Origin of the sequence: Ruegeria sp. HKCCA6837 (assembly GCF_013034475.1) — a bacterium.
Lineage (GTDB): Bacteria > Pseudomonadota > Alphaproteobacteria > Rhodobacterales > Rhodobacteraceae > Ruegeria.
Genome location: NZ_WQGD01000028.1, coordinates 1 through 25,377 on the forward strand (window position 1 = coordinate 1; position 25,377 = coordinate 25,377).

At 57.3% G+C, this 25,377-nt stretch carries 21 protein-coding genes; 10 read left to right on the forward strand and 11 right to left on the reverse strand.

The window, feature by feature from the left end:
- Nucleotides 1-282: 282 nt before the first annotated feature.
- The 6 genes from GOV91_RS21195 to GOV91_RS21220 are packed head-to-tail and all read right to left on the reverse strand — an operon-like array spanning nt 283 to nt 7,432.
- Nucleotides 283-1,650 (reverse strand): FAD-dependent oxidoreductase, encoded by a 1,368-nt coding sequence (locus tag GOV91_RS21195; RefSeq protein WP_171236944.1) that lies wholly within the window; start codon nt 1,648-1,650, stop codon nt 283-285.
- A complete protein-coding gene (locus tag GOV91_RS21200) occupies nt 1,634-2,500 on the reverse strand; it encodes an oxaloacetate decarboxylase (RefSeq protein ID WP_171236929.1) in 867 nt (288 codons plus the stop codon). Before GOV91_RS21200 ends, GOV91_RS21195 begins: the two co-directional genes overlap by 17 nt.
- On the reverse strand, nt 2,497-3,117 hold the full coding sequence (locus GOV91_RS21205) for a cysteine hydrolase family protein (RefSeq protein WP_171236930.1): 621 nt from the start codon (nt 3,115-3,117) through the stop codon (nt 2,497-2,499). Before GOV91_RS21205 ends, GOV91_RS21200 begins: the two co-directional genes overlap by 4 nt.
- Complete coding sequence (locus GOV91_RS21210; protein WP_171236931.1) at nt 3,118-5,178, reverse strand: hydantoinase/oxoprolinase family protein; 2,061 nt, start codon at nt 5,176-5,178, stop codon at nt 3,118-3,120.
- The gene (locus GOV91_RS21215) at nt 5,175-6,869 is read right to left on the reverse strand and encodes a hydantoinase B/oxoprolinase family protein (protein WP_171236932.1); all 1,695 of its coding nucleotides are present in this window, start codon (nt 6,867-6,869) and stop codon (nt 5,175-5,177) included. Before GOV91_RS21215 ends, GOV91_RS21210 begins: the two co-directional genes overlap by 4 nt.
- On the reverse strand, nt 6,866-7,432 hold the full coding sequence (locus tag GOV91_RS21220) for a tautomerase family protein (protein ID WP_171236933.1): 567 nt from the start codon (nt 7,430-7,432) through the stop codon (nt 6,866-6,868). Before GOV91_RS21220 ends, GOV91_RS21215 begins: the two co-directional genes overlap by 4 nt.
- A 146-nt stretch (nt 7,433-7,578) precedes the next feature.
- Here GOV91_RS21220 and GOV91_RS21225 point away from each other — a divergent pair, with 146 nt between their 5' ends.
- The 6 genes from GOV91_RS21225 (at nt 7,579) to GOV91_RS21250 (ending at nt 13,373) form a co-directional block, all read left to right on the forward strand.
- A complete protein-coding gene (locus GOV91_RS21225; protein ID WP_171236934.1) occupies nt 7,579-8,382 on the forward strand; it encodes a GntR family transcriptional regulator in 804 nt (267 codons plus the stop codon).
- Nucleotides 8,379-9,785 carry a 3-isopropylmalate dehydratase large subunit gene (gene leuC, locus GOV91_RS21230; protein ID WP_171236935.1) on the forward strand — a complete coding sequence of 469 codons (1,407 nt, stop codon included), beginning with the start codon at nt 8,379-8,381 and terminating at the stop codon, nt 9,783-9,785. Before GOV91_RS21225 ends, leuC begins: the two co-directional genes overlap by 4 nt.
- On the forward strand, nt 9,785-10,396 hold the full coding sequence (leuD, locus tag GOV91_RS21235; protein ID WP_171236936.1) for a 3-isopropylmalate dehydratase small subunit: 612 nt from the start codon (nt 9,785-9,787) through the stop codon (nt 10,394-10,396). Before leuC ends, leuD begins: the two co-directional genes overlap by 1 nt.
- Nucleotides 10,397-10,489: 93 nt before the next feature.
- Nucleotides 10,490-11,503 (forward strand): TRAP transporter substrate-binding protein DctP, encoded by a 1,014-nt coding sequence (gene dctP, locus GOV91_RS21240; protein WP_170676256.1) that lies wholly within the window; start codon nt 10,490-10,492, stop codon nt 11,501-11,503.
- A 62-nt stretch (nt 11,504-11,565) separates the two neighbouring features.
- The gene (locus GOV91_RS21245) at nt 11,566-12,066 is read left to right on the forward strand and encodes a TRAP transporter small permease (protein WP_170676258.1); all 501 of its coding nucleotides are present in this window, start codon (nt 11,566-11,568) and stop codon (nt 12,064-12,066) included.
- Nucleotides 12,066-13,373, forward strand: a complete 1,308-nt coding sequence (locus GOV91_RS21250) for a TRAP transporter large permease (protein ID WP_171236937.1) — start codon at nt 12,066-12,068, stop codon at nt 13,371-13,373. The genes GOV91_RS21245 and GOV91_RS21250 overlap by 1 nt, the downstream gene beginning before the upstream one ends.
- 282 nt (nt 13,374-13,655) lie before the next feature.
- Here GOV91_RS21250 and GOV91_RS21255 read toward each other — a convergent pair whose 3' ends face one another.
- Nucleotides 13,656-14,603 (reverse strand): alpha/beta hydrolase, encoded by a 948-nt coding sequence (locus tag GOV91_RS21255; protein WP_217352052.1) that lies wholly within the window; start codon nt 14,601-14,603, stop codon nt 13,656-13,658.
- Between the two features lie 116 nt (nt 14,604-14,719).
- Here GOV91_RS21255 and GOV91_RS21260 point away from each other — a divergent pair, with 116 nt between their 5' ends.
- Both GOV91_RS21260 and GOV91_RS21265 read left to right on the forward strand, forming a co-directional pair.
- Nucleotides 14,720-15,310 (forward strand): TetR/AcrR family transcriptional regulator, encoded by a 591-nt coding sequence (locus GOV91_RS21260; RefSeq protein ID WP_171236938.1) that lies wholly within the window; start codon nt 14,720-14,722, stop codon nt 15,308-15,310.
- A gap of 2 nt (nt 15,311-15,312) precedes the next feature.
- On the forward strand, nt 15,313-15,723 hold the full coding sequence (locus GOV91_RS21265) for a DUF2306 domain-containing protein (protein WP_171236939.1): 411 nt from the start codon (nt 15,313-15,315) through the stop codon (nt 15,721-15,723).
- Here GOV91_RS21265 and GOV91_RS21270 read toward each other — a convergent pair.
- From GOV91_RS21270 to GOV91_RS21280, 3 genes are read right to left on the reverse strand one after another with little or no spacing between them, the layout of a single operon-like run.
- Nucleotides 15,714-17,033: an aspartate aminotransferase family protein gene (locus tag GOV91_RS21270; RefSeq protein WP_171236940.1), complete on the reverse strand. Its 1,320-nt coding sequence runs from the start codon at nt 17,031-17,033 to the stop codon at nt 15,714-15,716. The two genes, GOV91_RS21265 and GOV91_RS21270, sit on opposite strands and share 10 nt — an antisense overlap.
- 8 nt (nt 17,034-17,041) lie before the next feature.
- Complete coding sequence (locus tag GOV91_RS21275; protein WP_174836852.1) at nt 17,042-19,411, reverse strand: FAD-dependent oxidoreductase; 2,370 nt, start codon at nt 19,409-19,411, stop codon at nt 17,042-17,044.
- A complete protein-coding gene (locus GOV91_RS21280) occupies nt 19,408-21,786 on the reverse strand; it encodes an FAD-dependent oxidoreductase (RefSeq protein ID WP_171236941.1) in 2,379 nt (792 codons plus the stop codon). Before GOV91_RS21280 ends, GOV91_RS21275 begins: the two co-directional genes overlap by 4 nt.
- Nucleotides 21,787-21,833: 47 nt before the next feature.
- Between GOV91_RS21280 and GOV91_RS21285 the strand changes: the two genes are divergently transcribed.
- Nucleotides 21,834-22,586, forward strand: a complete 753-nt coding sequence (locus GOV91_RS21285) for a hypothetical protein (protein WP_171236942.1) — start codon at nt 21,834-21,836, stop codon at nt 22,584-22,586.
- On the opposite strand, the gene GOV91_RS21290 is transcribed toward GOV91_RS21285, so the two are convergent.
- Nucleotides 22,571-24,094, reverse strand: a complete 1,524-nt coding sequence (locus GOV91_RS21290) for a trimethylamine methyltransferase family protein (RefSeq protein WP_171236943.1) — start codon at nt 24,092-24,094, stop codon at nt 22,571-22,573. The two genes, GOV91_RS21285 and GOV91_RS21290, sit on opposite strands and share 16 nt — an antisense overlap.
- A 79-nt stretch (nt 24,095-24,173) precedes the next feature.
- On the opposite strand from GOV91_RS21290, the gene GOV91_RS21295 reads away from it, so the two are divergent.
- Nucleotides 24,174-25,160, forward strand: coding sequence for a LysR family transcriptional regulator (locus GOV91_RS21295; RefSeq protein ID WP_371732349.1), 987 nt, complete (start codon nt 24,174-24,176; stop codon nt 25,158-25,160).
- Nucleotides 25,161-25,377: the final 217 nt, after the last annotated feature.

Sequence of the window (25,377 nt, forward strand, 5' to 3'; positions counted from 1 at the left end):
CCCACCAGTCCCCGAAACTCTAGTCCGAAATGGCCCAGAACACGGGGGCTAGACATTCTGATCCATCGGCGGCGGGTTCCGCCCAAGTCGCGGACACTGTGTGCAAGTCTTCGTGAAAACTCGACCGCCGAGCAAGGCTGGCAGTTGCTTCGCGTTCTGCAACCATGTCATTGCCTTCAGACCAACTTATTCTTCAGAACACCATCAAACCGCCTTCGAACGTTTAGCTCCCACACAGAACGACACCACCGGTTCCAATAGTTAGAATGCACAAATTTGGCATCACGCACTCAACCCAGCTATGCGACCCAACACAACGGCACTCAGCAAGCCATTTCCGGAAAGATACCCGCTGTCCCCTTTGCCAGACACACCAACAGCCGCGCCGCCGCCTGCATAAAGGTTGGTGAATGCGGAACCGTCCTCTTTGAGGACGCGCGCAGAGGAATCAACGCGCAAACCGCCTTGGGTGTGGAATAGGGCCCCTGTGACGCGGACGCCCATGTAAGGTGGCGCCAAAGGTGGCGGGTTGAAAGACCGGCCGAATTGATCCGTGCTGCCAATGGGGATTTCTCGTATTGTTTGCTCCAAAGCCAAAGATGGTAGGCCTAGTGCCTTCGATAGGTGTTCGATTGTATCAGCGGATCGGATCGCACCTGTCTCTTCCGCGCGCTTGAAATCCTGGAACTGGCGCGCAACGGCAGCAATGCGGCCGTCAAAGATGGCGAAGGCTTCTCCGTCGGGCTGCGCCAGCACCGCGCGGGCGGCCTCAGAATAGCCTTGTGACTCGTCCCAGAAACGATGACCGTCGCGGTTCACCTGTATGCCGCCTTCGGTAATCACCGCCCAGGTTATCAGGATTCCATTTGGGTGCGCGACATTACCATGGCCTTGGTATGCCCTCAGGTTTTGCAGCCCGGCACCCAGCCCCTCTGCCCACAGAACAGCCTCGCCTCGGTTACCGCTATGCCCGAACCACAATGCATCTTCGATTTGCGGCATATGCTCGGAAACGAGGGCGGGGTTGCCACCAAAACCGTTGCAGGCAAGGATAAGCCGGTCGCAGGCAATGGTTTCCACTGTTGCGTCCGGGCCTGTTACGGCAATACCTGAAATCTGGTCCTGATCCCGATAGAGCGTTGTCGCGCGGCGATTGCAGATGATGTCCAAACCTTCTCGCTCGCAGGCGCTGCGAAGCGCGTCGATCAACTCTTGTCCCGAGCGTGCCGGCAGCCCGTGCATCCGACGGCGCGAGTGACCGGGGTAGTCAAAATCCGTGACAACCGAGAAGGGCAGGGCGTGGCGTTCAGACAGCCAGTCGATTACTTCCGCGGCATTGCTGGTCAACAAGTCGACCAGCGCTTGATCGTTTTCGCTGTGGGCCTTCGACTGAATGTCGCTGGCAAAGAGTACCGCATCGTCCATGATCCCCGCGGCTTGTTGAACTTTTGTGCCAGAAGCAGGGATCAACCCGGCGGACAACGCGGTTGAACCGCTTGGAACCGGATCGGCTTCGATCACCAGCACGTCCTGTCCCGCCTCCGACGCCGACAGGGCCGCGACCAGACCGCAAGCCCCTGCGCCGATGATCAGGGTACCGGTCTTCAGATCAAACCGATCGGGTGCAATACTCTCAACTTTGGGCGTCATCATAGCGGGCCCCGGCATCGAGCATCTCGGCGGTTCCGATGACTTCGTTCAGACCGCCGAAGTCGAACATGTTCTGTGCGAAGGGCTTGTTCGAGCCATTCTCTGCCAGGCTCTGATAATAGGCCTGAGCGGTTTTGGCCAAAGCTCGGACGATCCCGCCAGGGAAAATGACAATGGAATAACCCTGAGCCTCTAGATCGTCAGCACCAAGTATCGGGGTCGCGCCGCCTTCGACCATGTTCGCCAACAGGGGAACGCGTGGGGCAAACTGGTCAGCGATGGACGTCAGCTGTTCGCGGCTTTGCGGAGCTTCGAGGAAGAGTACATCCGCACCAGCTTCAAGATATGTTTCCGCGCGCTCGATAGCTGCGCTGAACCCCTCAACGGCGATGGCGTCCGTGCGGGCAATGATTAGCGTGTCACTTCTGGCGCGCGCTTCGGCCATCGCTGCTATCTTTCCAGCCATTTCCTGCTTCGGGATAAGGGATTTGTCCGACAGATGACCGCAGCGCTTCGGAAAGGTTTGATCTTCGACTTGCAGTGCGGATGCACCGGCTCGCTCATATAGTCGCATGGTACGCTGAGCGTTCAATGCGTTTCCAAAGCCGGTATCGGCGTCGATGATAACGGGTGACGAGACCCGATCGGCAATCAGCGTCATCGTGTCCGCCATCTCGGACGCCGTGGATAGCCCGATATCGGGACGGCCAAGTCGCGTGTAGGCAACAGCCGCGCCGCTCAGATATAGCGCCTCGAAGCCAGCTTTTTCAGCCAGCGAAGCCGTCAGACCGTCATACACGCCCGGTGCAACCAGAATTTCTTTCTTTGCCAGTCGGGATTTAAGGCTCATATGACTCCCTCCAACCAGTTCAATATTTGATCGCAACTTCGCTGATGCGTGACGGTGCCCAGTGACAGGAGTGTTGCGTCATGAACCTCTTGCCGAAAGGCGGCACATCCGTCTGTCAGCATAACGGTGTCGATATCCCGCAAATGCGCATCGCGCAGAGTTGAGGCAACGCCACCATTGGTCACGATGCCCCCAACGATCAGGTTCTCGATACCCAAAGCGCGCATCAGATATTCCAGCCGAGTCTGATAGAAGGCCGAGTAGGCAACCTTTTCGATGACGAAATCGCAGGGTTGCAACGTATCGACCAAACTGTGACCAAACCCGCCCGGCGCGAAGTCGCCCTTGGTCACGAACGGGCGTAGTTTCTTCAGGTGCGGCGCAATCAATGGCTCGCCGTTGCGGTCGGGTACAAGTGTGAACTGCGCCGAAAAATAGCGCCCACCCGCGGCTTGCAACATTCGCGCCAAGGGCGCGATGCGTTCGGGAAGAGCCGCGATTTCTTGCGCCGACTGGCCAGCCCGGCCATAGGCTCCCTCAGGATGAATAAAGTCGTTCTGAAGATCGATAGTCAGCAGCGCCGTCTGGCGTGTGTCCCAGGATTCTGGTTCGCTCATTTAGTCCTCCTCCCGTGGTTCGATAATCGTGTTGCCAAAGGAGTCCACGCGCCCTTGAAAATCCGGTTCGATCAGGACGGTCGTGTCCGGTTGCGTCAGAATGGCTGGACCTTTGACTAACGTGCCAACCGGAAGCGACAAGCGATCATAGATGGTTGTGTCATGCCAAGCATCTCCGAAGTGAACTTTCCGTGTCGACGAGGGCGTGGCACTGCCTTCTGTTGTGGGCGCAAGTGAAGAAAGATCGAATTTCGGTCGCTTGCCCGTTACAGCGCTACGTAGATTCAATATGCGCCGCACGCCGTTTTTCAGCAGTCTTCCATAGGTGGCTTGATAGGCCGTATCGAAGGCCTCTTCGATGTCGGCTTTGCTTGGCGGTGTAACCTTGCCATCTGTCATCGTAACAGTCAGCGGCACCGGCACTGTATGCGTTTGACCCACATAGGCCATGTCCAGCTCGAATGAGATCTCACGCTTGTCGAATGTGGTCCGCGATGCGTCAAGAAGCGCCATACCCTGTTCCACGTGCTCTTGCATGAATGTGCCCAAAGCAGCTTTGTCCAACTGCGTGACCAGTGTGTTGACCGTCTGTACGAAATCTTGCCGCATGTCAGCGATCACACAGCCTAGTGCCGAGGTGACACCGGGATAACGCGGAACGATTGCGCGGGCGATCCCCACTTCGGCCAGCATTGCTCCTGCGTGCAAAGCTCCGCCACCGCCGAACGGCATAAAGGCAAATCGTTTGGGGTCGAAGCCGCGCTCGATACTTACAAGACGGATGGCTCCGGCCATACGGGAATTGGCGACGCGCAGGATAGCCTCGGCGGCCTCAAGCCTGGACAAACCGAGCGGTTCGCCGACGTGGATATCGATCGCTTTGCCAGCGGCCTCCACATCCAGCCTTTCCAGTTTGCCTCCGATTGGGTTGTCCGGATCGATGCGACCCAACACGACATTGGCATCCGTAACCGTGGGGCGATCATTTCCCAAACCGTAGGCAACAGGACCGGGATTTGATCCTGCGCTTTCAGGGCCGATATTTAACAATCCACCCTTATCGACCCAGGCGATTGACCCTCCGCCTGCTCCGATGGTTGTTATTTCGATCATTGGACTGCGCACAACCATCCCAAAATCGATGGAGGTCTGGGCCGACAACATCGTCTGCCCCTGTGATATCAGCGAAACATCAAAACTGGTGCCGCCCATATCCCCCGTGATCACATTGTCGAATCCAGCAGATTGCGCAATGTAACCTGCAGCAATCACCCCCGCCGCCGGACCAGACAGTGCCGTACGCACCGGAAGGCGGGACGCGGTGTTGACCCCCATTACCCCGCCATTGGACTGCACGATCATGAACTCGCCATCAAACCCGCCGGATTGCAGAGCGTTTTCCAGGCGGGTCAGATAGCCTGAGACTTCGGGTTGCAGATAGGCATTCAGCGCCGTGGTAGAGAACCGTTCGAATTCACGGATTTCCGGTAGGATTTCTGACGAGGCTGACACATGCGGGTTCGGCCAAATCTCGCGTACGGCGGCGACAGCGGCGGCTTCGTTTTCAGGGTTGGCATAGGCATTGGCGAACAGGATTGCGATGGCTTCGCATCCTTGCTCTCGCAAGTGCTCGGCTGCTTTGCGCACGGCAATCAGATCGACAGGTGTGCGAATAGTGCCATCCGCCAGTGTACGTTCCGGCACCTCCAGACGGTCGCGGCGATCCACAACGGGTTCGAAATCCCCGCGCAATCCCCAGGTGCGCGGTCGGTCCCTTCGGCGCATCTCCAAGACGTCCCGCAGACCTGCAGTACAGATCACTCCTGTCTTGGCCCCTTTGCGTTCCAGCAGAGCATTTGTGCCCGCCGTGGTGCCGTGTACCACTACTGAGATCTCGGACGGATCGTCGACCTCGCGCCCGATCCCGTCCAGGAATCCACATGATTGATCCGGGCGTGTGGTTGGAACCTTGGCGACGGTTGCGCTCCCGTCTGCTTCGTTCAGAACAAAAACATCCGTGAACGTGCCCCCCACATCCACGCCGATCATACGTCCGGTCATGGCGCAACCTCCCGCCATGTGGTGCCGTAGACCTGATCCGCCTGTTCTGCACTCACAAGACCCCGAGCCACATCCTTGGCGATCGCTGCAGGAGCGCGATGGCCCGCAGCGCCATAGCCGCCACCGCCGGGTGTTTCAAGGCGAACCGCTTGTCCTTGTTTCAATTCGATCCCTCTCATTTTTGAAACCAGTGGCGGTGCCTTCCACCCATCGTCTTGTTCATACGTGAAGACATTCATGGCCCCGTCGCCACCGTCGGCGATACCCTTCGGCGCGAACTTGCCGCGTTCGCCGAACAGAAACGCCTGAGCGCCGTTTTCCTCCAGAACTTCAATTTCATAGACAGCCCCAAGCCCCCCGCGATGCGCACCTGTTCCTGCGCTGTCGGGGCGCAGAGCCCACTGGCGGAACATGATCGGATAGGCGGCTTCAAGAATTTCCATCGGCGGGATCGTCGCCGTCGAGATCGGAGCGTTACCGTGGTTCAGCCCGTCGCTCTCGACCGAGCCGCCGTGCCCCCCACCATAAAAGCTGAACATCACCCATGGCTGTCCGTTTGAGCGTTTTCCGGCGATAGAGAGCGCATTGATTGTCCCATAAGCGTTGGCGACAACCCGATCCGGTGCGGCGTTTGCGAAGGCGGAGAATACAATATCGATCATTCGCAGAATGGTTTCTGTGTATCCACCTGTCGGGGCAGGGAACTCGGCCGCCAATAGACTGTCTTCGGGCACGATAACTTCGATGGGACGCATCACGCCGGCGTTGGCAGGCAGCGCCGGAAAAACGTGTTTAACAGCCACATAGGCGGTTGCAATGGTCGTGGGGAGGGCGATGTTCACAGGCCCGGCGCATTGCGGAGACGAACCCGTGAAATCAAGCACCATTTGATCGCGTTTGATCTCAAGAGCCAGTTTGATGCGAAGCGGATCGTCTGTGATACCGTCATTGTCCAGGAAGTCTTCGGCCTCCCACCGACCGTCCGGCAAGTCCTGCAACTCAGATCGCATAAGCACCTCAGCCCGATCGCTGAGCGCCTCAAGAGCGGCTGAGACTATTTCGGCATCATATTCGTCCAGCAGCTCGTCGATCCTACGGACCCCAAGATCCAGTGCACCCAGTTGTCCGTTCAAATCCCCCATCGCTGATTGGGGTAGGCGGGTGTTACGCAGCAGAATGTCAATAATGTCCTGGCTAACCTCTCCTTTGCGCGCCAGTTTTACCGGCGGCAGAACAAAGGCTTCCTGGAAAACTTCGGTCGCAGCGGGATTGTAGTTTCCCGGTACCGCACCGCCTACGTCATGCCAGTGCCCAACCGACGCGAGATAGCAGAACAACTTGCCATCACGGAAATAGGGACGCACCAAACGCATATCAGACAAATGTGTTCCGCCGATATGTGCATCGTTGAAGATATAGATGTCGCCGTCTTCCAGATCCCCGTCAGCCGCGGCCTTTTCAATCACCGCTTTCACGGCAAAAGACATCACACCCACGAAGATCGGCAGCCCGGACTTACCCTGAACAAGAGTGTCGCCCGTTGTTGCAGAATACAGACCATGGCTGGCGTCATGCGCCTCGGCAATGATCGGATTAAAGGCCGCTCGAAATAGGGTTGCGTCCATTTCGTCAGCGATCTGTTCCATGCGGCCTGCAAGTACAGAAAGGGTAATTGGGTCAATCTCGCTCATGCCTGCGCCCTTGTTTCTGCAATGTCATTCCAGACATCCTGACGTGTGATCAGATCGTTCTGAATCTCGAACCGGTCAATGAAGCGAATGCCTTCGAATGCTGAACCATCGGTCCATTCACCGGACAACGTTCCCCGGCAGTAAACGATCGCAGCGTCGCCATCGCTTTGCATTGCGTCGAACCCCTCGTAGGTTTTCGCGATACGGAGATACCGGTTTGCCGCCCAACTCCTGAGGTCCTCAAGATCTCGCATGGGCGCGGTTCCGGGAAACTGCATCACGAAGTCCGAGCTGAGCCTTTTCCGGGCGCTTTCAAACGCGTGATCACTCGTTTCGGCCAGGAAAGCGCGCACGATGTGCTCGGGGTCTTGTTTGGCCCGAGCAGGATGTCTGCTCTTGCCGCCGCGATAGTAGTTCTGGTCTGAAATGTCGTGGATCACGACGGTCACAAGCTCTGTCGCAGCAGGCACTACGAATCGCACAGCATTGGTCAGCGCCACGCCAAGTCGTTGTTTTTCTTGCGCGCTATAGCCCTCGATCACATGCAATTCGACGATCGGCATGCAAAAGCTCCTCTGATTATTGTATTATCTGTAATACAGGTTGTTAAATAATGGTAAGACTATTTTTCGAGAAGCAATAATACTAAACCTTGATTTTCCAAGTTCCGGTTTTACGATTGAAGGTGCTGTGAAGGGGGAATCAACGGGTGAACAGGATCAACGTGGCCAATCTACCGGACGGGACCAAGGCGCAACGCGTCTACCTGCATCTGCACGATCAAATCACCGAAGGACAGCTTTCGGCGGGGGAAACCCTGCCCGGTGAGCAGCGGCTGGCCAAGAAATTCAGTGTATCGCGAGTGACAATACGACGGGCGCTGGACGCGCTTTCACGCAATGGCCTGATCGAGCGTCAGGCGGGTAGTGGTACCCGGGTTTCAGGCCAGTCCACCCTCGGTGTACCCGCAGCGATGGATTTCAATACGCTCATGCCGCAGCTGGTCGAAATGGGGCAGAGCACAACCGCGCGGCTATTGTCCTTTTCTTACGGCAAAGCTCCAGAGGTGGTGGCGAAGGCCATGGGGCTTCCGAGCGACCATCAGGTGCAGATCGCAACGCGGGTGCGTCTGACTGATGACGTCCCGTTTTCGCACCTGACGACCTATGTGCCGGCTGTGATTGCGCAGAACTACTCGGAAAGCGACCTCGCCACGACACCGCTGTTCAAACTTCTGGAACGCAGTGGCGTGCAGATTGAGCAGGCGCATCAGACCGTTTCCGCAACGTTGGCGGGGCCCGACGTGGCTGAGGCATTGGGCGTTGCTGTCGGCTCAGCTCTGCTATCGCTTAAACGCATCGTTCGCGATGTCGAAGGAAATGGGGTCGAGTATCTTTCTGGCCTCTATCGTTCTGACATGTTTCGGCTCGAGATGCCTTTGGCGCGTGTGGGAACCGGTTCATCGCGGCATTGGGAGCCCGCGATCGGACGCAGCGAGGAGACCGGGAAATGAGCGCACCGCGCACCATGCTCGACAAACTCTGGGCCTCGCACGAGGTTCTGAGGCGCGAGGATGGTGTGTCGCTGCTTTGGGTTGACCGCCACTTAGTGCATGAAGGGTCGCATCATGCCTTTGCCAAGCTGGCAGAGCGCGGCTTATCCGTGGCTGAACCTGCTCTCACCTTTGCGGTTGCAGATCATTACGCGCCCACGAGAAACCGAGACCGGATTGCCGATCCAAAGATCGCCCGGATGATCGAAACCTTGCGGAACAACGCGTCGGACCACAACATCAGACTTTTCGATCTCAGCGACCCGTCGCAAGGCATCGTTCACGTAATCGGGCCCGAGTTGGGTCTGACATTGCCCGGGCTGCTTATCAATTGCGGGGACAGCCACACATCCACTCACGGGGCATTTGGCGCATTGGCTTTCGGGATCGGGGCTACAGAGGTTGCGCATGTGTTGGCGACGCAGACGGTCTGGCAGCGAAAACCCAAGGCCATGCGAATAAGCGTCGAAGGTCGCTTGGGATTCGGCGTCACTGCCAAGGACATCGCCCTGAACTGGATAGCGCAATTGGGCAGCGGCGGTGCGCAGGGCCACGCGATTGAGTATGCAGGACAGACAATTCGGGATCTGTCGATGGAGGGGCGCATGACACTGTGCAACCTCTCAATCGAAGGCGGGGCGCGGTTTGGCATGGTTGCGCCGGATGAGGTCACGTTTGCCTATCTTGAAGGACGCGAACACGCGCCTTCGGGCGCAGATCTGCAAAGAGCGCAACAGGCGTGGCGCGGCCTGATCACGGACGAGGGGGCCGTTTTCGAACGCGAGGTTAAGCTGAGCGCAGCTGACATCGCACCAACCGTGACGTGGGGCACCAGCCCGGAACAGGCCCTGCCCATAACAGCCAACATCCCCAGTCCAGACGCCACTGATCCTGCAAAGTCAAATTCAGCACAAGAAGCTTTGGAGTACATGGCGTTGAGGCCGGGGCAGCCTTTGGACGGTATCACGGTGGATCAGGTGTTTATCGGCTCCTGCACGAATGGGCGGATTGAAGATCTTCGCGAGGCCGCTTTGGTGTTGTCTGGGCGCCAGGCGCGTGTGCCGGGGCTTGTCGCGCCCGGTTCAGCGCGGGTAAAGGCGCAGGCCGAAGCCGAAGGGTTGGACAGGATATTCCAAGATGCCGGGTTGGAGTGGGCCGCGTCAGGTTGCTCTATGTGCGTTGGCATGAATGGCGACGTTGTGGCCGAGGGCAAGCGCTGCGCATCCTCAACCAACCGCAATTTCCGCGGACGTCAGGGGCGCGGCGCGCGAACGCATTTGATGTCCCCGGCGATGGTCGCCGCAGCGGCCGTAACGGGTACAATTACGGATGTAAGGCCGCTTTTGCAGGGCAGGGCGGCGTGATGGCGGGGTGGAGCACTCAACAGGGGCAGGCCCTGGCACTGGCGTTCGATAACATCGACACGGACCAGCTGATCCCGGCGCGTTTCATGTCAGTCCCGCGCAGTGAGGGGTATGGCCGCTATCTGCTGCACGACATGCGGCGCGACGACAATGAACAGCTTTCTGCGGATTTTCCGCTGAACCGCCACGAGGGGATCAGCATTCTGGTCGCCGGGCATAACTTTGGCAGCGGCTCGTCGCGCGAGGCAGCAGTTTATGCGCTGGTCGACGCAGGCATTCGCGCGGTCATCGCACCCAGTTTCGGCGACATCTTCGCCAACAACGCCATCAACAACGGCCTGCTGCCTGCTCGTGTCGACGCTGAGAAGGTGGCGCAACTGCAGCAGGCGCTGAAAGATGCCCCATACCTTGCGTCGATTGATCTGACCGAGAACCGCCTGACCCTCGGAGACATAACAGCGACCTTTGAGCTGGACGAAGGATGGCGTGTGAAGCTGATCAACGGCTGGGACGACATCGATCTGACCCAGCAACATACGCAGGCGATCAATGCTCATAGGGATAACCGCAACAAGACCGCCCCTTGGGCCTGGCCGAACAAACCGGATTAGGACAAGTCGCGCAAAGACGACGCAATACGGGTCAAGAGACCTGAAATTAGGGGAAACCAGGAAAATGCCCCTGAAACACTTGGAGGAATAACTATGAAGATGAACGCATTGGCTGGCCTTTTGGCAGGGGCCGTGATCGTCGCCGGAACGGCCAAAGCCGAAGAAACGATCTCGGCGGTTCACGCCTTTCCCGAAACGCTGATCTATACCCAAAGCTTTCTGGACTTTGTCGACAAGGTAAACGAAGCGGGCAAAGGGGTCATTCAGATCGACGTACGGGGCGGGCCGGAAGCAATTGGCATGTTCCAACAGCCCGATGCGGTGCGCGACGGGATCGTTGACATGGTTTACACGCCGGGCTCGTTCTACGGTGGCGCCCTGCCCGAGAAAGATGCGATGGTCGCGTCGAACCTGACCGCGATCGAAACCCGCGAAAATGGCGGAACGGAACTGATCGACCAGATCCATCAGGACAAAATGGGCCTGAAATACCTCGGCTGGTTCGACAGCGGCGTCTGCTACAACCTTTGGACCCGTAACGAGCCCAGTTTCGATGCTGACGGCAATCTTGAAGTCGAAGGGTTGAAGCTGCGCGGCAACAACGTCTACAACGCTTTCTTCACCAATTACCTTGGTGCGCAAGTAATCGACCTGCCCACGGGCGAGGTCTACTCGGCCCTGCAGCGTGGCGTCGTTGATGCGACAGGCTGGACCCAGATCGGCTTGATCGACCTGAAGTGGAACGAATTCCTGAACTATCGCATCGAACCGTGCTTCTTCTCGACTGATCTCGGCGTCATCGTGAATCTCGACCGCTGGAACTCGCTGTCTGACGAGGCGCGCACGATCCTGCAAGACGTTGCGATCCAACACGAAAAGGACAGTGTTGAAGCCCTGCGCAGCAAACGCGACGAAGACTTTGCGGCCCTGGACGCTGCAGGCATGACGGTTGTCACGCTGGAAGGGGAGGCAAAGGCAAACTACCTTGCCGCGGCCCGCGAAAAGACATGGGAGCGTATGAAGGGCCTGATGGCCGAGCAGCCCGGCGGCACCGATAACTATGATCGCCTGATCGAGCTGTTCTACGATCTCGACGCTGCGAACTAAGACCACCGACAGGCCCGTTCCAGACGGACGGGCCTTTCACTACCAGGGGCAGAGCAGGCGGGATGATGAAAAGGATCTATGACGCAGTCCTGTTTGGCATGGCCATTATCGCTGGTCTATTGCTGGTTTGGCTGATGCTATCCGTCATCACGTCAGTTCTGATGCGCAATGCCGGGCTGCAACCCTTTGCGTGGCTGTTTACTTCTGCAGAATACGGGCTTTTGTACATGACCATGCTGGGCGCGCCTTGGCTGGTACGGGAAAAGGGCCATGTCCACATCGAACTGGTGACGGCCGCGCTGCCTGTTGGTTTGCGCCGGATTGTCAGCCGTACGGTGGCAGCCGCTTGCGTGCTGGTCTGCCTGATCCTCGGCTGGCAAGGGGCTGATCTGGTCCTAACGAATATCGAGCGCGGGGACTACGACACTCGCGCTTACTATTTCCCCCGATGGATGCTGACTATCGCCTTTCCACTATCGTTTGGAATGATGGCGATAGAATTTTCGCGCTTTGTCTTCGGGCCCGAGCTGATGCACAGCGGAGAAGCAGGGATACACGAGTAATGGAGTGGTACGAAGCGCTTGCCCTGCTGCTTGGGTCGATAGTGTTCCTGATGGCCATCGGAATGCCTGTGGCACTGGCTTTTCTTGCCGCCAACATTCTGGGCGCCTGTGTCTTTATGGGGGGGGAGCGCGGCGTCACGCAACTCCTCAACAATGGGCTGGGTGCATTGACCAAATACGCGTTGATGCCAATCCCGCTGTTCTTGTTGATGGGTGAGATATTCTTCCACACCGGGTTGGGTGGACGTATGTTCAGCGCGATAGAAAAGCTGCTTGGCCGACTGCCGGGACGGCTGAGTTATGTAACGGTTCTTGGCGGTACCGCGTTTTCAACGTTGTCGGGGTCATCGATGGGCTCAACCGCGCTTTTGGGATCGCTCATGGTACCCGAAATGAACCGCCGCGGGTACAAATCATACATGAGCATTGGACCAATTTTGGGAACCGGTGGCTTAGCGATCATCATCCCGCCCTCGGCGCTTGCCGTTCTATTGGCCACGCTCGCGCAGATAGACGTCGCAGCCTTGTTGATAGCCGGAGTCATTCCCGGTCTGATACTCGCCTTGTTCTACATCGGCGCGATCTGGCTCCAAACTCGGTTGGATCCCGAGGCGGCTCCTGCGTACGACGTCGAGCCTATGTCATTGGCGTACCGCCTGAAACTGCTCATGACTGAGGTCGTGCCGATGGTTGGTGTCATGGTCGTGATTATTGTCTTGATGATCCGTGGCTTTGTCACCCCATCCGAGGCAGCAGCGTTTGGCGCATTGGGCGTATTGATCCTGGCCGCGATTTTTCGCTGCCTTTCGTGGGAGGCGATCAAAAAGTCGGTCATCGGTGCTCTTAAGGTTACGCTGATGGCCTATTTGATCGTCTTCGGCTCGGCCACGTTCAGCCAGCTTTTGGCATTTTCCGGAGCATCGCGGGGACTGGTGAACTGGGCCATCGCGTTTGAACTTGCTCCATTGGCCATGCTGACGGTGATGTTCGCTGTTTTGTTGTTACTTGGCATGTTCATGGAGCAGATTTCGATCATGTTGCTGACCGTGCCAATCTTCTTTCCACTGGCGCAGACACTCGGGTTTGATCCGATCTGGTTCGGTCTGATCATGTTGCTCTCGCTCGAGATCAGCTTCACCACACCACCATTTGGGTTGCTGCTGTTTGTGATGAAAGGTGTCGCACCGCCCGGCACAACGATGCGCGAAATCTACACGTCGGCATTCCCATTTATTTTCTGCTCAATCCTGCTGGTCGTTCTATTGATCGTTTTCCCAAACCTGGCTTTGTTCCTGCCGTCCTTGTAAGGCTGTTCTATTGTGGAAGATGGATGAATGCCCTTGCGAAGGCCACTGATCGAAGGTGCGGACGTTTTTTGCGACGTCGCACAGGCAAGACTCAGTAAGCAATCCGCGCTGAACTCGCTTTGAATAAATTCAAACGGCAGCAGTGTCCGCGAAGCAGAATTTGAGCAGATTTCGATGAATGTCCGCATCGAGCCCATACCTCCCAAATATTGCGCCGAAGAGCAAAGTCCGCTTATCGGCAGCAGACGGCAGAGGCCAGCCTTTGGCCTCTGCCCATAAGGATCATTGCTTGAAGAATTCAGCGGCAGCGTCACATGACGCTTTCACCGCTTCCGGTTTCCAGTAGAAGTCCACGTGGCTGAATTCATCGAAAGCCCGGACGTCTGAGTTGTTTTTCAGCCGATCAATGAAATTCGTTGAACAGATTGCGGTCGCAGCGCTTGTTCCATAGATTACCATCGTCGGTTGGGTGATTTTGTCTGCATAGTGCTCTGCAATGGAGATCAGGGACTGCATGGGCTGATCGCCAATGTGCTCGGCGGTGAAGTTCTCGACCTTGCCATGGCCCGCAACGCCATCCTTGCCGTAGTAGTTGTAGGTATCGTCTGACATTGGAATGCCCAATGCGTTGAACTCTTCCCGTGTCATGGTGTCGTTCAGGACAATCGGCCAAGTGTAGTCTGCCTCTCCCGTCTCATACATCTTCTGCTTTGACGCATTGGCCGCCGCGATTGTCTGGTCGGCTATGTCCCGATCTCCCCATTGGAAGGCATCGGCTGCCATCATGCCGGACACTGTGACGATCTTCTTGATCCGATGGTCGGTGACAGCAGCGGAAGCAATGATCGAACCGCCTTGGCAAACGCCGAGGCCATAGATTTCCTCAACGAAGGGCAGCGTCCCAAGGTAGGACACCGCGTCCCATGTGTTTTCGATCAGCCGGAACATATAGCGGCTTTTCTTGTACTCACCCGGCAGGGCCGGGCTGTCGCCCATGCCCAGGTAATCAAAGCCCAGATAGATAAATCCTCGGGCTGCCATCTCAGGGCCGTATGTCGCAGGGATTTGACCCCTGACTTGAGGAAACGGGCTCGCTCCAACGAGCGTTTTATAATTCTTGTTCGGATCAAAGTCGTCGGGGAGGTACAGGTCGCCGACCAAATCCACTCCGAATGACTTGAAGGTCACTTGGTTTTTACCTGCGCGAAGAGTTTGGGTTTGGGTTGTCATAGTCTTGGTCCTTTCGGGTTGAAGGCGCTTTGCCTTGCAAAAGTAAATTATGTAGTTTACTTATGAGGATGAGAGTCATTTGTAAACTAACCTTTTTACTTTTTGAGGCAGAAATCGTGAAACGTACTGAAAAGAAAAGAAAAGACATCATCGATGCGGCGATCGATGAGTTCAAGGAACAGGGGTTTCTGGGGGCGAACACCACGTCAATCGCCAAAAAAGCAAACGTATCGAGTCGCACGCTGTACAATCACTTTGAGAGCAAAGAGGCCCTGTTCGACGCGATCTCAGAGATCATGTTGGAACAAAATCGCAGCATGGAGCCGGTCGCCTACGATCCGGATCGCGACTTCGCCGAGCAACTGAAGGATGCGCTGTGGCACTATGTTAGTGTCATAACCGAAGAGACCGCCATCGGATTAAATCGAATGGTCCTGTCAGAGCTAATCCGAGACCTTGATCGTTCCCGGCAGTTCTTCACCGTGACCGAGTCTCACGATTATCCCATGACTGGTTTGATCAGCGGAGCAATGGACGCAGGCATGATCCGCAAGGCCGATCCGGTTTTTGCAACGAACCAGCTACTGGCACTCGTTAAGAACTTCTACTTCTGGCCAGAATTCTTCCTTGGCGAGAACCCGACACAGAGTGAGACCATGGACGATTGCGTCGCCATGTTCCTGGCGCATTACAAGCGAAAAGACTGAGAATGTTGGAATGGTCACATTTGCGGGAAGAAGCGCCTCAGATCCCAGTTCACGCGCTTATGGCAATTGCCGCTCTTTTGCTTGGAGCCATGCAACTGATCCTTCCCAAAGGGAACCACCGTCATCGGCTGTTCGGATATGCTTGGGCCTTATTTATGGCGGGAACGGCGTTTAACGCAGTTTTCATACACGAGATACGGTTATTGGGGAGCTACTCTACCATCCACCTGTTGATTCCGGTTACACTTGTTAGCCTTTTTCTGGCGATCAAGGCGGCACGTCAGGGAGACATCAACCGTCACAAGGTGCTTATGATATCCCTATTTGCTTTGGCGCTTGTGGTAACTGGCTTGTTCACGCTGTTACCTGGCCGCGTCATGAACACTACACTTTTTGGTGCTGTTCATACCTGAATCGCCGCATCGCCTAGTGCCTGATCAAGACTCGTTGTGACTTGATCCACATCCTCCATCGAGAGGCAAAGCGGGGGCACCATGCGTAGGCATTGCTGGAACGGACCGGATTTCGATAAGATAATTCCTTGTGCGCGGCAAGCCTCGAAGACCTCGGACGCCATCGTCTTGTCAGGCGTTTTGCTGTCGCGGTCGATCACGAATTCCAGTGCCAGCATCAGACCGTGGCCTCGAACATCTCCGATGGCCTTATGCTTGGCTTTCAGATCGTTCAGGCGCTCCAACAGCTTTGCACCAACGGTCTTTGCGTTCTCTTGCAAACCCTCATCGCGCATTACCGCAAGGACGGCACGCGCGGCGGCAGCAGAGGTCGGGTTCGCTCCATAGGTGTGGAACATGAACTTCTCGGCCATTGGCTCTGCGATATGTTTCTTGGCCACAACGGCGCCGATAGGAAAGCCATTGCCCAAACCTTTAGCCATAACAATTACATCGGGAACTACGCCGTCCGCCTCAAACCCCCAGAAGTGATCGCCAGTGCGGCCGAAACCGGATTGAACCTCATCCGCGATATAGAGCCCACCTGCTGCGCGTACTCGTTCCGCCGCCCCCGACATGTATCCCGGCGGCATTTGGTGGATACCGCCATAACCTTGCACACTCTCGACCAAAATCCCGGCCACCTGGCCGGATGTAGCGGCATTGATCGTGTGGGTGATCTCATCAAGATATGGCGCAGTGCCGGGGCCAAAAATGCCGCGATACTGGTTCGGATCAGCGACTAAGGCCACATTGCCGGGCATGCCCGGGTGCCGCCACCCAGAAATACCCGTGACTGATTGCGCTGCAGCGGTCGGTCCATGATAGGCGGTCCTCAAAGCGAGCAAATCAAGATTGCCGGTGAAGGTCCGCGCCATTGTCATGGCCAAGTCGATGGCCTCAGACCCCGAATTGGTAAGATGCACCACCCAGTCATGACCTTTTGGCATTGTGGCTGCGAGTTCCTCTGCCAAATGCGCAGGCGTCGGGTGATAGAACATGGTCGTACAATGGGTGAGTTCTTGCGCCTGTTCCATCGCTGCCGCGACGACCCGGGGATGCGAATGGCCGACAGAGATGCAGACGTTCATTCCCAGAAGGTCCGTGTATTTCCGCCCGTCCGTATCCCACAGATACTGACCTTGCCCCTTCTGAAACACGATTGGTTCCCGGAACGGTGTGAAACGGGTCAGTGAGGCCGCATAGAACTGATCACGCCGCGCGGCGGTGCTGTCAAAGTTCCAATCGGTATGCAGGGGATGTTCGATCATTTGGCGGCTCAAGCTTTCAAGCGGGTATTGTCAGGGTCATATGGAGGGCGCGGCAGAATGGTTGCCTGCCTGTGCTGCCCTAGGATGGAAACGGTCAGGTTTTCGCGTGCGGTTGGGTCGCGCAGGTACGCCAGTGCGAGCACCTTGCCGGTGCGATGGCCATAAGCACCGGAGGTGATGATCCCAACCGGGTGCTCCCGATGCCAAAGCGTGTGGGCATAGAACGGATCGACTTCGCCTGCCTCAATCGCCAACAGAACCATGGCCCATTCTTGACGCAGGGTGTTGCGCAAGTCTTTGCGGACAAAGGGTGTAAGGCCGGCCTCTAGCGGGCTGCGTTCCGTTGTCAGGTCGCTTCCCCAAGCGCGATAGCCCTTTTCCAGCCGCATCGAGTTGGAGGCATAGGCGCCATAAAAGCCAAGGCCAAGGGGTTGGGCGGTCTCTTCCAGTTTAGTGAAAAGCGCAACGGCCTGATCGCGCTTAACATGCAGCTCCCACCCGCATTCCCCAAGGTAGGACACGCGCAGGGCTCGCACGGGGATGCCAGCGATCTCGGTTGCCTGCGCGGTGAGCCACGGCATGCCGGTGAGTTCGGGCAACACATGGGGTGATTTCGGGCCCATGACGCCGATCACGGCCAGATCTTCGCAGCGGTTGGTAACGGTGACCTCGAACGCCGCCGCTGACTTGGTCAACTGATCCAAGTCGATTTCCTCTGCCGCAGCCGCGCAGGTCAGGTAGGCATGATCCTGGGCCAACCTGGTGACGGTGAACTCCGACAATACCCCACCTGCTGGAGTTAGCACATGGGTCAGGCCGATGCGCCCCGGTTCTGGCGCGCGGTTGGATCCGAGCGCCTCCAGGAACGCCGCCACATCCGGCCCGGTGACATCGAATTTCGAGAACACCGAAAGATCGGCCATCGCAACGCGGTTAGTGGCGGCATCGACCTCGGCGGCCACTACATCGAACCAATTGGCGCGGCGGAAGGTTTCAACCGCCTCTGCGCCGGGTGTATCGGTGAACCAGTTTGGCCGTTCCCAGCCATGGGTTGCTCCCATGACCGCGCCCCGCTCGACCATCAGCTCATGCAATGGAGACAGACGCAGGCCACGACCTGCGTGTCGTTCCTCGTGGGGATAGTGGACACCAAATTGTAAGCCGAAACACTCAATGGCTTTTGCCACGCGATAGTCGCGATCTGCCCAGGACCCGAAGCGGCGACTATCCACGGCCAGCGCATCCATAGGCGGCGCACCATGGGTCATCCAATGCGCGAGGAACAAGCCTGCACCGCCGCCCTCCATCACACCCATGGACGAGCCGGTCAGCAACCACGCGTTTTGCAATCCATGCGCCGGACCAATCAGCGGGTTGGCGTCGGGGGTAAAGGTGATGGGGCCGTTGATGACCGATTTGATGCCCCCGGTTTCCAGCGCGGGAATGCGTGCCATGGCCGCCTCGATGATATGTTCGACCCGGTCTAGGTCAGGCGGCATCAAGTCCGCACCAAATTCGGGCGGGACGCCATCCACGGACCAGACCTGTGCCTCTTTTTCGTAAGGTCCAAGGATCAGCCCATCGCGTTCTTGCCGGACATACCAGCTTTCTTCGGGGTCGCGGATGATCGGCAGTTCAGGCAGCCCCTGAGTAATCCGGTCTTCCACGACCTGTACAGTATCGGTTACCAGATATTGGTGTAGCACCGGGACAGAGGGGATGTTCAGCCCCATCATTTGGCCGATTTCCCATCCCCAAGTGCCAGCCGCGTTGACTACATGTACCGCCTCAACCGTGCCTTTGGGCGTGTCGATCAACCAATGGTCGCCATCGCGCCGGATCGCGGTTACTGGGCAGTTGCGCCAGATCTGCGCGCCGCCCCGGCGCGCCACCTCGGCCATGGCGTTGGTGGCAAGCGTGGGATCGACGTGGCCATCATCGGGTTCATAGATTCCGCCCAACAGACCGTCGAGTCTTGCCAGCGGATGCAACTCGGCGATGCGTTCGGGTGTCAGGACTTCCAGCGGATAGCCCGTGAAATCCGACAGGCCTGCGACATGGCGAAACTCGTCCATCCGGTCCGGGTTGCGCGTGATCCGCATGGCGCCAGAGGTGTGAAACCCGCAGTCACGGCCCGTCTCCTGTGGCAGAATATCCCGATAGAGTCGCACGGACGTGGCACGCAGTTCCTGAATCGTCGGATTGTGCGCGAAATGGGTACACAGTCCCGCTGCATGCCAGGTTGAGCCATGAGTGAGGTCGTTCTTCTCCACCAGCAGCACATCCGTCCAACCCACTTTGACCAGATGATACATCAGCGAGACGCCCATCGCGCCGCCGCCGATGATGACAACCTGTGCATTGGTCACGGTGCTCATTGTCCACGCATCCTTTCATTTTTCGGGTCAAAGGGCGGGCGCTGCAACGGGGTGGCAGCATAGTCTTTGCCAGCGACCTTCACCGTGAAACTACGTGCGCAAGTTTGAGCTTTCGCCTCACTTGGGTCGGTGGACACAAGAGCAAAGCAAAGGTTCAGCCCGGTGCGCGGTCCACGCGCGCCGGAGGTTGTGAACCCGACATGTCGACCCTCCTCAAAGATGGGTTCATCGTGCAGCATCAACGCCGAACCTTCGATTTGCATCAGGACAAGACGTTTGCGGACGCCCTGTTCCTTTTGCTCCTGCAAAGCTGCCTTGCCGGTGAAGTCCTTATTCCAGTCGATGGTAAAGCCAAGCCCCGCTTCCAAAGGTGTGACGGTCGGGTCAATGTCATGGCCCCAGTGTTTGAAACCCTTTTCGATCCGGCAGCCATTAAGCGCATAGTGCCCAAGCGGCGCAGCGCCCGCAGCGATGAGCGCGTCGAAAACGCGCACTGCGACAGCATTGGGAAGGGTTAATTCCCAACCGTATTCACCGACAAAGCTCACGCGGGTGGCGCGCGCACTTTGGCCTTCGACCTTAAATTCGCACACCTGACCCATCGGCGCAGTTGCCCATGCGACCCCGGCATCCAGTTTCTGCAGCACCGGGCCACTGCCTGCGCCCATGACACCAAGTGTGCAAAACTCCTCGGTCACATCCGTCAGCGTCACGCCATCGGCCAGATTGCGTCGCAGGAACGCAAAGTCACGAGCACGGGTCGCGGCACCCGATGTGATATGGAAACGACTGTCGGCGAGACGAGAGACGGTGATATCCATCTCGATCCCGCCACGGTCGTTCAGGATTTGGGTGTAAACTGCTTTACCGATAGCGACGTCCATCTGCGCGGTACAAAGCTGGTTCAGCGCGTCAAGAACACGCGGCCCGGTGACGTCTATCTTGGTAAAGGGGCTGAGGTCGATCAGGGCCGTGCCCATGGCCATAGACGAGGCTTCGTTTTGGGTAATCGGCCACCATCCTTGAGCGCCAATAGAATACGCCTGCGCCTCGCCATACCAAAGCCCTCTCTCCCACCCGGCGGTTTGTCCAAACTGCGCCCCAAGGGCAGCCCATCGATCATGCAGTGCGGACTTGCGCATCCCGCGCCCAGCCTTGGGCTGTTTGTAAGGCCAATGCAGGTTGAAGAGGTCCGCGACGGCCTCTTCCATCCGTGCTTCCAAATGCGCGGGCGTTGCCGTAAGTGGGTCGACCCGGGCGACATCCACCTCCCACATGTTCATCGGCGGTTGGCCATCGAACATCCGATCGGCCAAGGCGCGTCCGATCCCGGCCGAGGACATAACGCCCACCGAGTTCATGCCTGCGCCGACAAACAGACGATCAACGTCAGTTTCCCCGACAAGTGGGCGTGTGTCGGCGGTAAAGCTCTCGGGGCCGTTCATGAAATGCTGCACGCCTAAGTGCTCCAACGCGGGGCAAAGCTCCAAAGCCGCCTCCATGAAGGGGGCAAACTGATCCCAGTCTTCTGCCATCTCAAGGAAAGGTCGGTTGCCTTCTGGCCCGTATGGGTTCCAGCATTTGGCATTGGGTTCAAATCCGCCAATCACCAATTTTCCGGCATCGCCCTTGATATAGATGCCTCGATCCAGATCGCGGATCACTGGGAAAGGGTCTGGCAGATCAGGGAAGGGTTCGGTCACAACGTACATATGCTCAACCGCCTGGAGCGGTAGCGCGACCCCGGCAGTCGCAGCCAGCTCTCGCGACCAGGCTCCTGTCGCGATGACCACCTGGTCCGCTTCCAAAGTGGTGCCGTCAGCAAGTGCCACGCCCTTTGCTTTCCTGTTTTCGGTGATCAGTCTTTCGACCTCGACGCCTTCACGTATCGTTACACCGAGGGTCTTGGCGGCACGAGCATAGGCCATACATAGGTCGACCGGGTTCACATTGGCGTCCTCCAGCACATGCAATGCGCCGACATGTTTTGAAAGATCGAGCGCGGGCAGTGGAACATCGCGCGCAGCGATCACCGCTGGCGTTAACCCTTGCGTCGCGCCGAGGTCAGCAATCCGGTGAAATTCGTCCATGCGCGCCGGTTCGCGCGCCAGCCAATAACCCCCGGTGCGTCGATATCCGGTGGACATGCCTGTCTCTTGCTCCAGCGCCGGAAAGACCTCAAGCGCGGCAGAGGCAAGTACCGTCATATTGGGCGTCGCGCGCAAGGGGCCAACAATCCCCGCCGCATGCCAGGAGGTGCCCGACGTCAACTGGTTGCGCTCCAGCAACGTGACGTCATCTGCGCCGCGTTTCCCAAGATGATAGGCTACGCTAAGGCCGATTGCGCCGCCGCCAATGATCAAAATGCGGCTCATGCAAACCCCTGTTGACGCAAGCTTTTCAGCACCACTAGGCTAACCACATGACTATACATGCTTTGTGGTGCCACCCACGCTCGGTCTCGACGGCGTTTGAACGGATCATGCGCGAGCGTGGTGATCTGTCGGTCCTGCACGAACCGTTCATGTACCACCACTACCTTACGACCAAGGATCGGCTTTTCCCGGGTTTCACTCCGGAACCGGGACATCCGGAGACCTACGATGGAATCCGCGCCATGATCCGCAAGACCGCGAAGGGTCGTCCGGTTTTCTTCAAGGACATGGCGTACTACGTCGCCGACAGACTGCCCCGCGATGCAGGGTTTGCGGGCGAAATGACCCACGCCTTTTTGGTGCGTAATCCCATCGAAGCCGCGCTTTCCTACGCAAAGCGCGATCCAGAGTTTACGCAGTTGGAGTTGGGGCATGAGGCGCAATGCAGGCTTTACAGCGCGTTGACCGAGCTGGGCCATAGCCCGTTGGTGATCACTGCAGATCAGTTGCGCAATGATCCGCAGACCACGTTGCGCCGCTACTGGGCACATGTGGGGCTTACGTTTCTGGACCATGCGTTCACGTGGAACGATGCTGTGCCGGATGGATGGGGTTCGGTTCAAAGCTGGCATACCGAAGTGCTGCAAAGCGGGGCGATCAAGGCGCCTGAAGCGGTCGACTTCCAAGCAGAGCTTTACCAGCTCGGAGAACCCTATATCGACATAGCTGCGCATCACGTACCGTTCTACGAGCGGATGTGTGAGATTGCAGAAAGCCAGGCCCATCAGAAGTATTCCTGATCTGGTTTTTCGGCTTTGCGGGCGGCGATGTAGTCCTTGAGAGCTGCATCAATGTCTCGGTCGAGGCCGGGGTCCTCATACCCTGCTAGTCGTTCCTTCCAAATGACGTTGGCCCGCACGGCCGCATCCTGTTCACCTGCCGCGTGCCATTGCTCGAACGAGTTATCGTCGGGTGTCCACGGGCGAAAGAGCGCAGTCATGAAGTTGGCTTGCGTATGTTCAGACCCAAGGAAATGTTGCCCCGGCCCGGTTGTGGCAATAGCCTCCATCGCCTGAGCATTTTCGCTCATATCGATCCCGTCAAAAAAGCGTCCGATCTTGCCGCACAGATCATGATCAATCACGGTTTTTTCGAACGAGGTCACCAACCCCCCTTCGAGCCAGCCGGTCGCATGGTTGATCAAGTTGGCACCGGCAAACATCGACATCATCAGACCCCACGCAGCCTCTTGCTGGCTCTGTGCATCGGACAGTTTGGACGAACTTAGTGTGCCAACAGTGTGCAGGGGCACCCCGAGCCTGCGCGCAAGTTGCCCCGCGGCGAGAACCATCAACCCAGCCTCAGGTGTGCCAAAAGTTGGCGCGCCGGATTTCATCGACATGGTCGAGGCGAAGCTGCCCATCAGACAAGGCGCGCCGGGATTCACCAGTTGGGTTAACGTCATTGTCGCCATGGACTCGGCCAGCACTTGCGCAAGCGTGCCGGCCACGGTCGCGGGTGACATCGCCCCAGTAAGCACCCAAGGCGTGCAGGCGACGGGCTGGCCCGCGCGGGCATAGGTTTTCAACGCGCCAGACATATGGCTGTCCATCACCAAAGGCGCATTGGTGTTAGACACGCAGTATAACGCGGGCTTCTCTGAGATGTCGCCAAAAACAATGCGCGCCATGTCAATTGCATGACCCGCCCGTTCAGCGCCGATAAAGGCCCCCATAAACGCGCGGTCAGAGTGGCGGATATGAGCGTAGAGCATATCCAGATGGCGCTTGTTGGCGGGCAGATCAACAGGTTCACAAACCACACCGCCCGAATGATGCAGCCATGGCAGCGTGTGGTGTAGCTTTACCAGATTGTTGAAGTCTTCATGGCTCGCATAACGCCGGCCGCGATCCAGATCATGCACAAAAGGCGGACCCCAGGACGGGCACAAAACCGTCGCATCGCCGCCAAGCTGGACAGTGTTTTTTGGGTTGCGGGCATGCTGTATGAACTGGCTTGGCGCGGTTGCCATGATGGTCCGGCGGCAAAAGCCGGGCGCGAACCGTACCCGTGTGCCGTCTACATCGCACCCTGCATCCGCAAAAATCAGGAGGATCTCAGGATCGTCTTGAAATTCCATACCCGTCTCAGAAAGGATGGTGTCGGCATTTGCCTCAATCTGCTCAAGCCCGGCGTCGCTGAGGACACCGAAGGTTGAAAGCTTGCGCAAAATGAATGGCGCACGCGCGTCGTTCGGTGAGCGTTGCTTGGCCGTTTTTCTGCGGCGAGAGGTGCGTATGCGAGACATGTAATAACGATGCCGCAGCGATTGACCAAACCCAAGAAAATCTAAAAAGTATTAGAAATTCTTATACTAAGGATGAGCCGTGCTTGATCGCTATAAAATGTCACCCAGTCTTATGCGCTCGCTTGAGGTGTTCCTTGCGGTAGCAGAAACAGGTCAAATGCGGGCTGGAGCGAGCCTGCTGAGTCTGTCACAACCCGCCGCATCTCAGCACATTTCAGCGTTGGAAAAGGCGTTCGGCACGACGCTACTGGACCGCAGCACGCGACCCGCAAAACTGACATACGCTGGTGCAAGGCTGCACGGCAAAGCGCAAAAGATACTTGATGCTTTGTCGGATATGGAAACCGAGTTGCGCCATGTCGGTGGCCAGTCCCTGACGCTGCTAAGGGTGGGCATTCAAGCCTCCGTTGCAACAACCCTTACACCGCCATTGATCGATCTTGCGCAAAAGATGTTCAACGTCGAAGACATCACATTGCACGCCGGGCAAAGCGGTAACCATGAGCATCTCTTGCGCACCAAGCAGGCGGACCTGGCAATTACATCAAACCCTTTTTTGGACATGGACGGGCTAGAACGGCATCACATTTTGACCGAAAAATACCTCTTGGTTCTTCCTGAAGCATACAACGGACCAACTGAAAGCCTGGAGGCAATCCAGACGCGGCTGCCTCTTGTACGTTTCGGGGATACGACCAATGCAGGACGCCAGATTGCCCAGCACCTGCGACGACTGCGCTTCGAGCCTGACAAAGTCATACAGGCAGATCGCTCCAGCATGGTGACTTCCTGCGTTTCGACAGGACAGGGTTTTAGCCTTTTGACCCCGACGCTGTTGATCGATGGTCTCGTTGAAAACATGGCTTTGCGATTGCAAGAATTGCCTGTTTCGGGTTTGTCGCGCACGTTGACAGTCGTTGCGAGGAAAGAGGAGTTGCAAGGCTTGCCAGCGGCCGTAGCGGAGTTGTGCAAACAAAGGCTCGCAGAGCGAATAACTCTCCACATGGGTAATATCGGAGTTAACAGTGTGGAGCTTGTGCGGTCTAGTAGCTCAGTCTATAGTTGAATGGCGGTTGGCTAAATCGCCTAGCTTCAAGGTAAAATAATAGAAGCGGAAATTCCCTACGCAAAGTTGGAGATCGGGTTTGTCCCGCAATGCAGACGGTCAACTGAATCGAGCGAATGACCGCACCGAGCCCGAAGCCGACCCGCTTCCCTACACTGGTTCTATTGCGGTGACGACGAAACTCGGCATAGGAACAGCGAGTTTCCCACCGGACTCA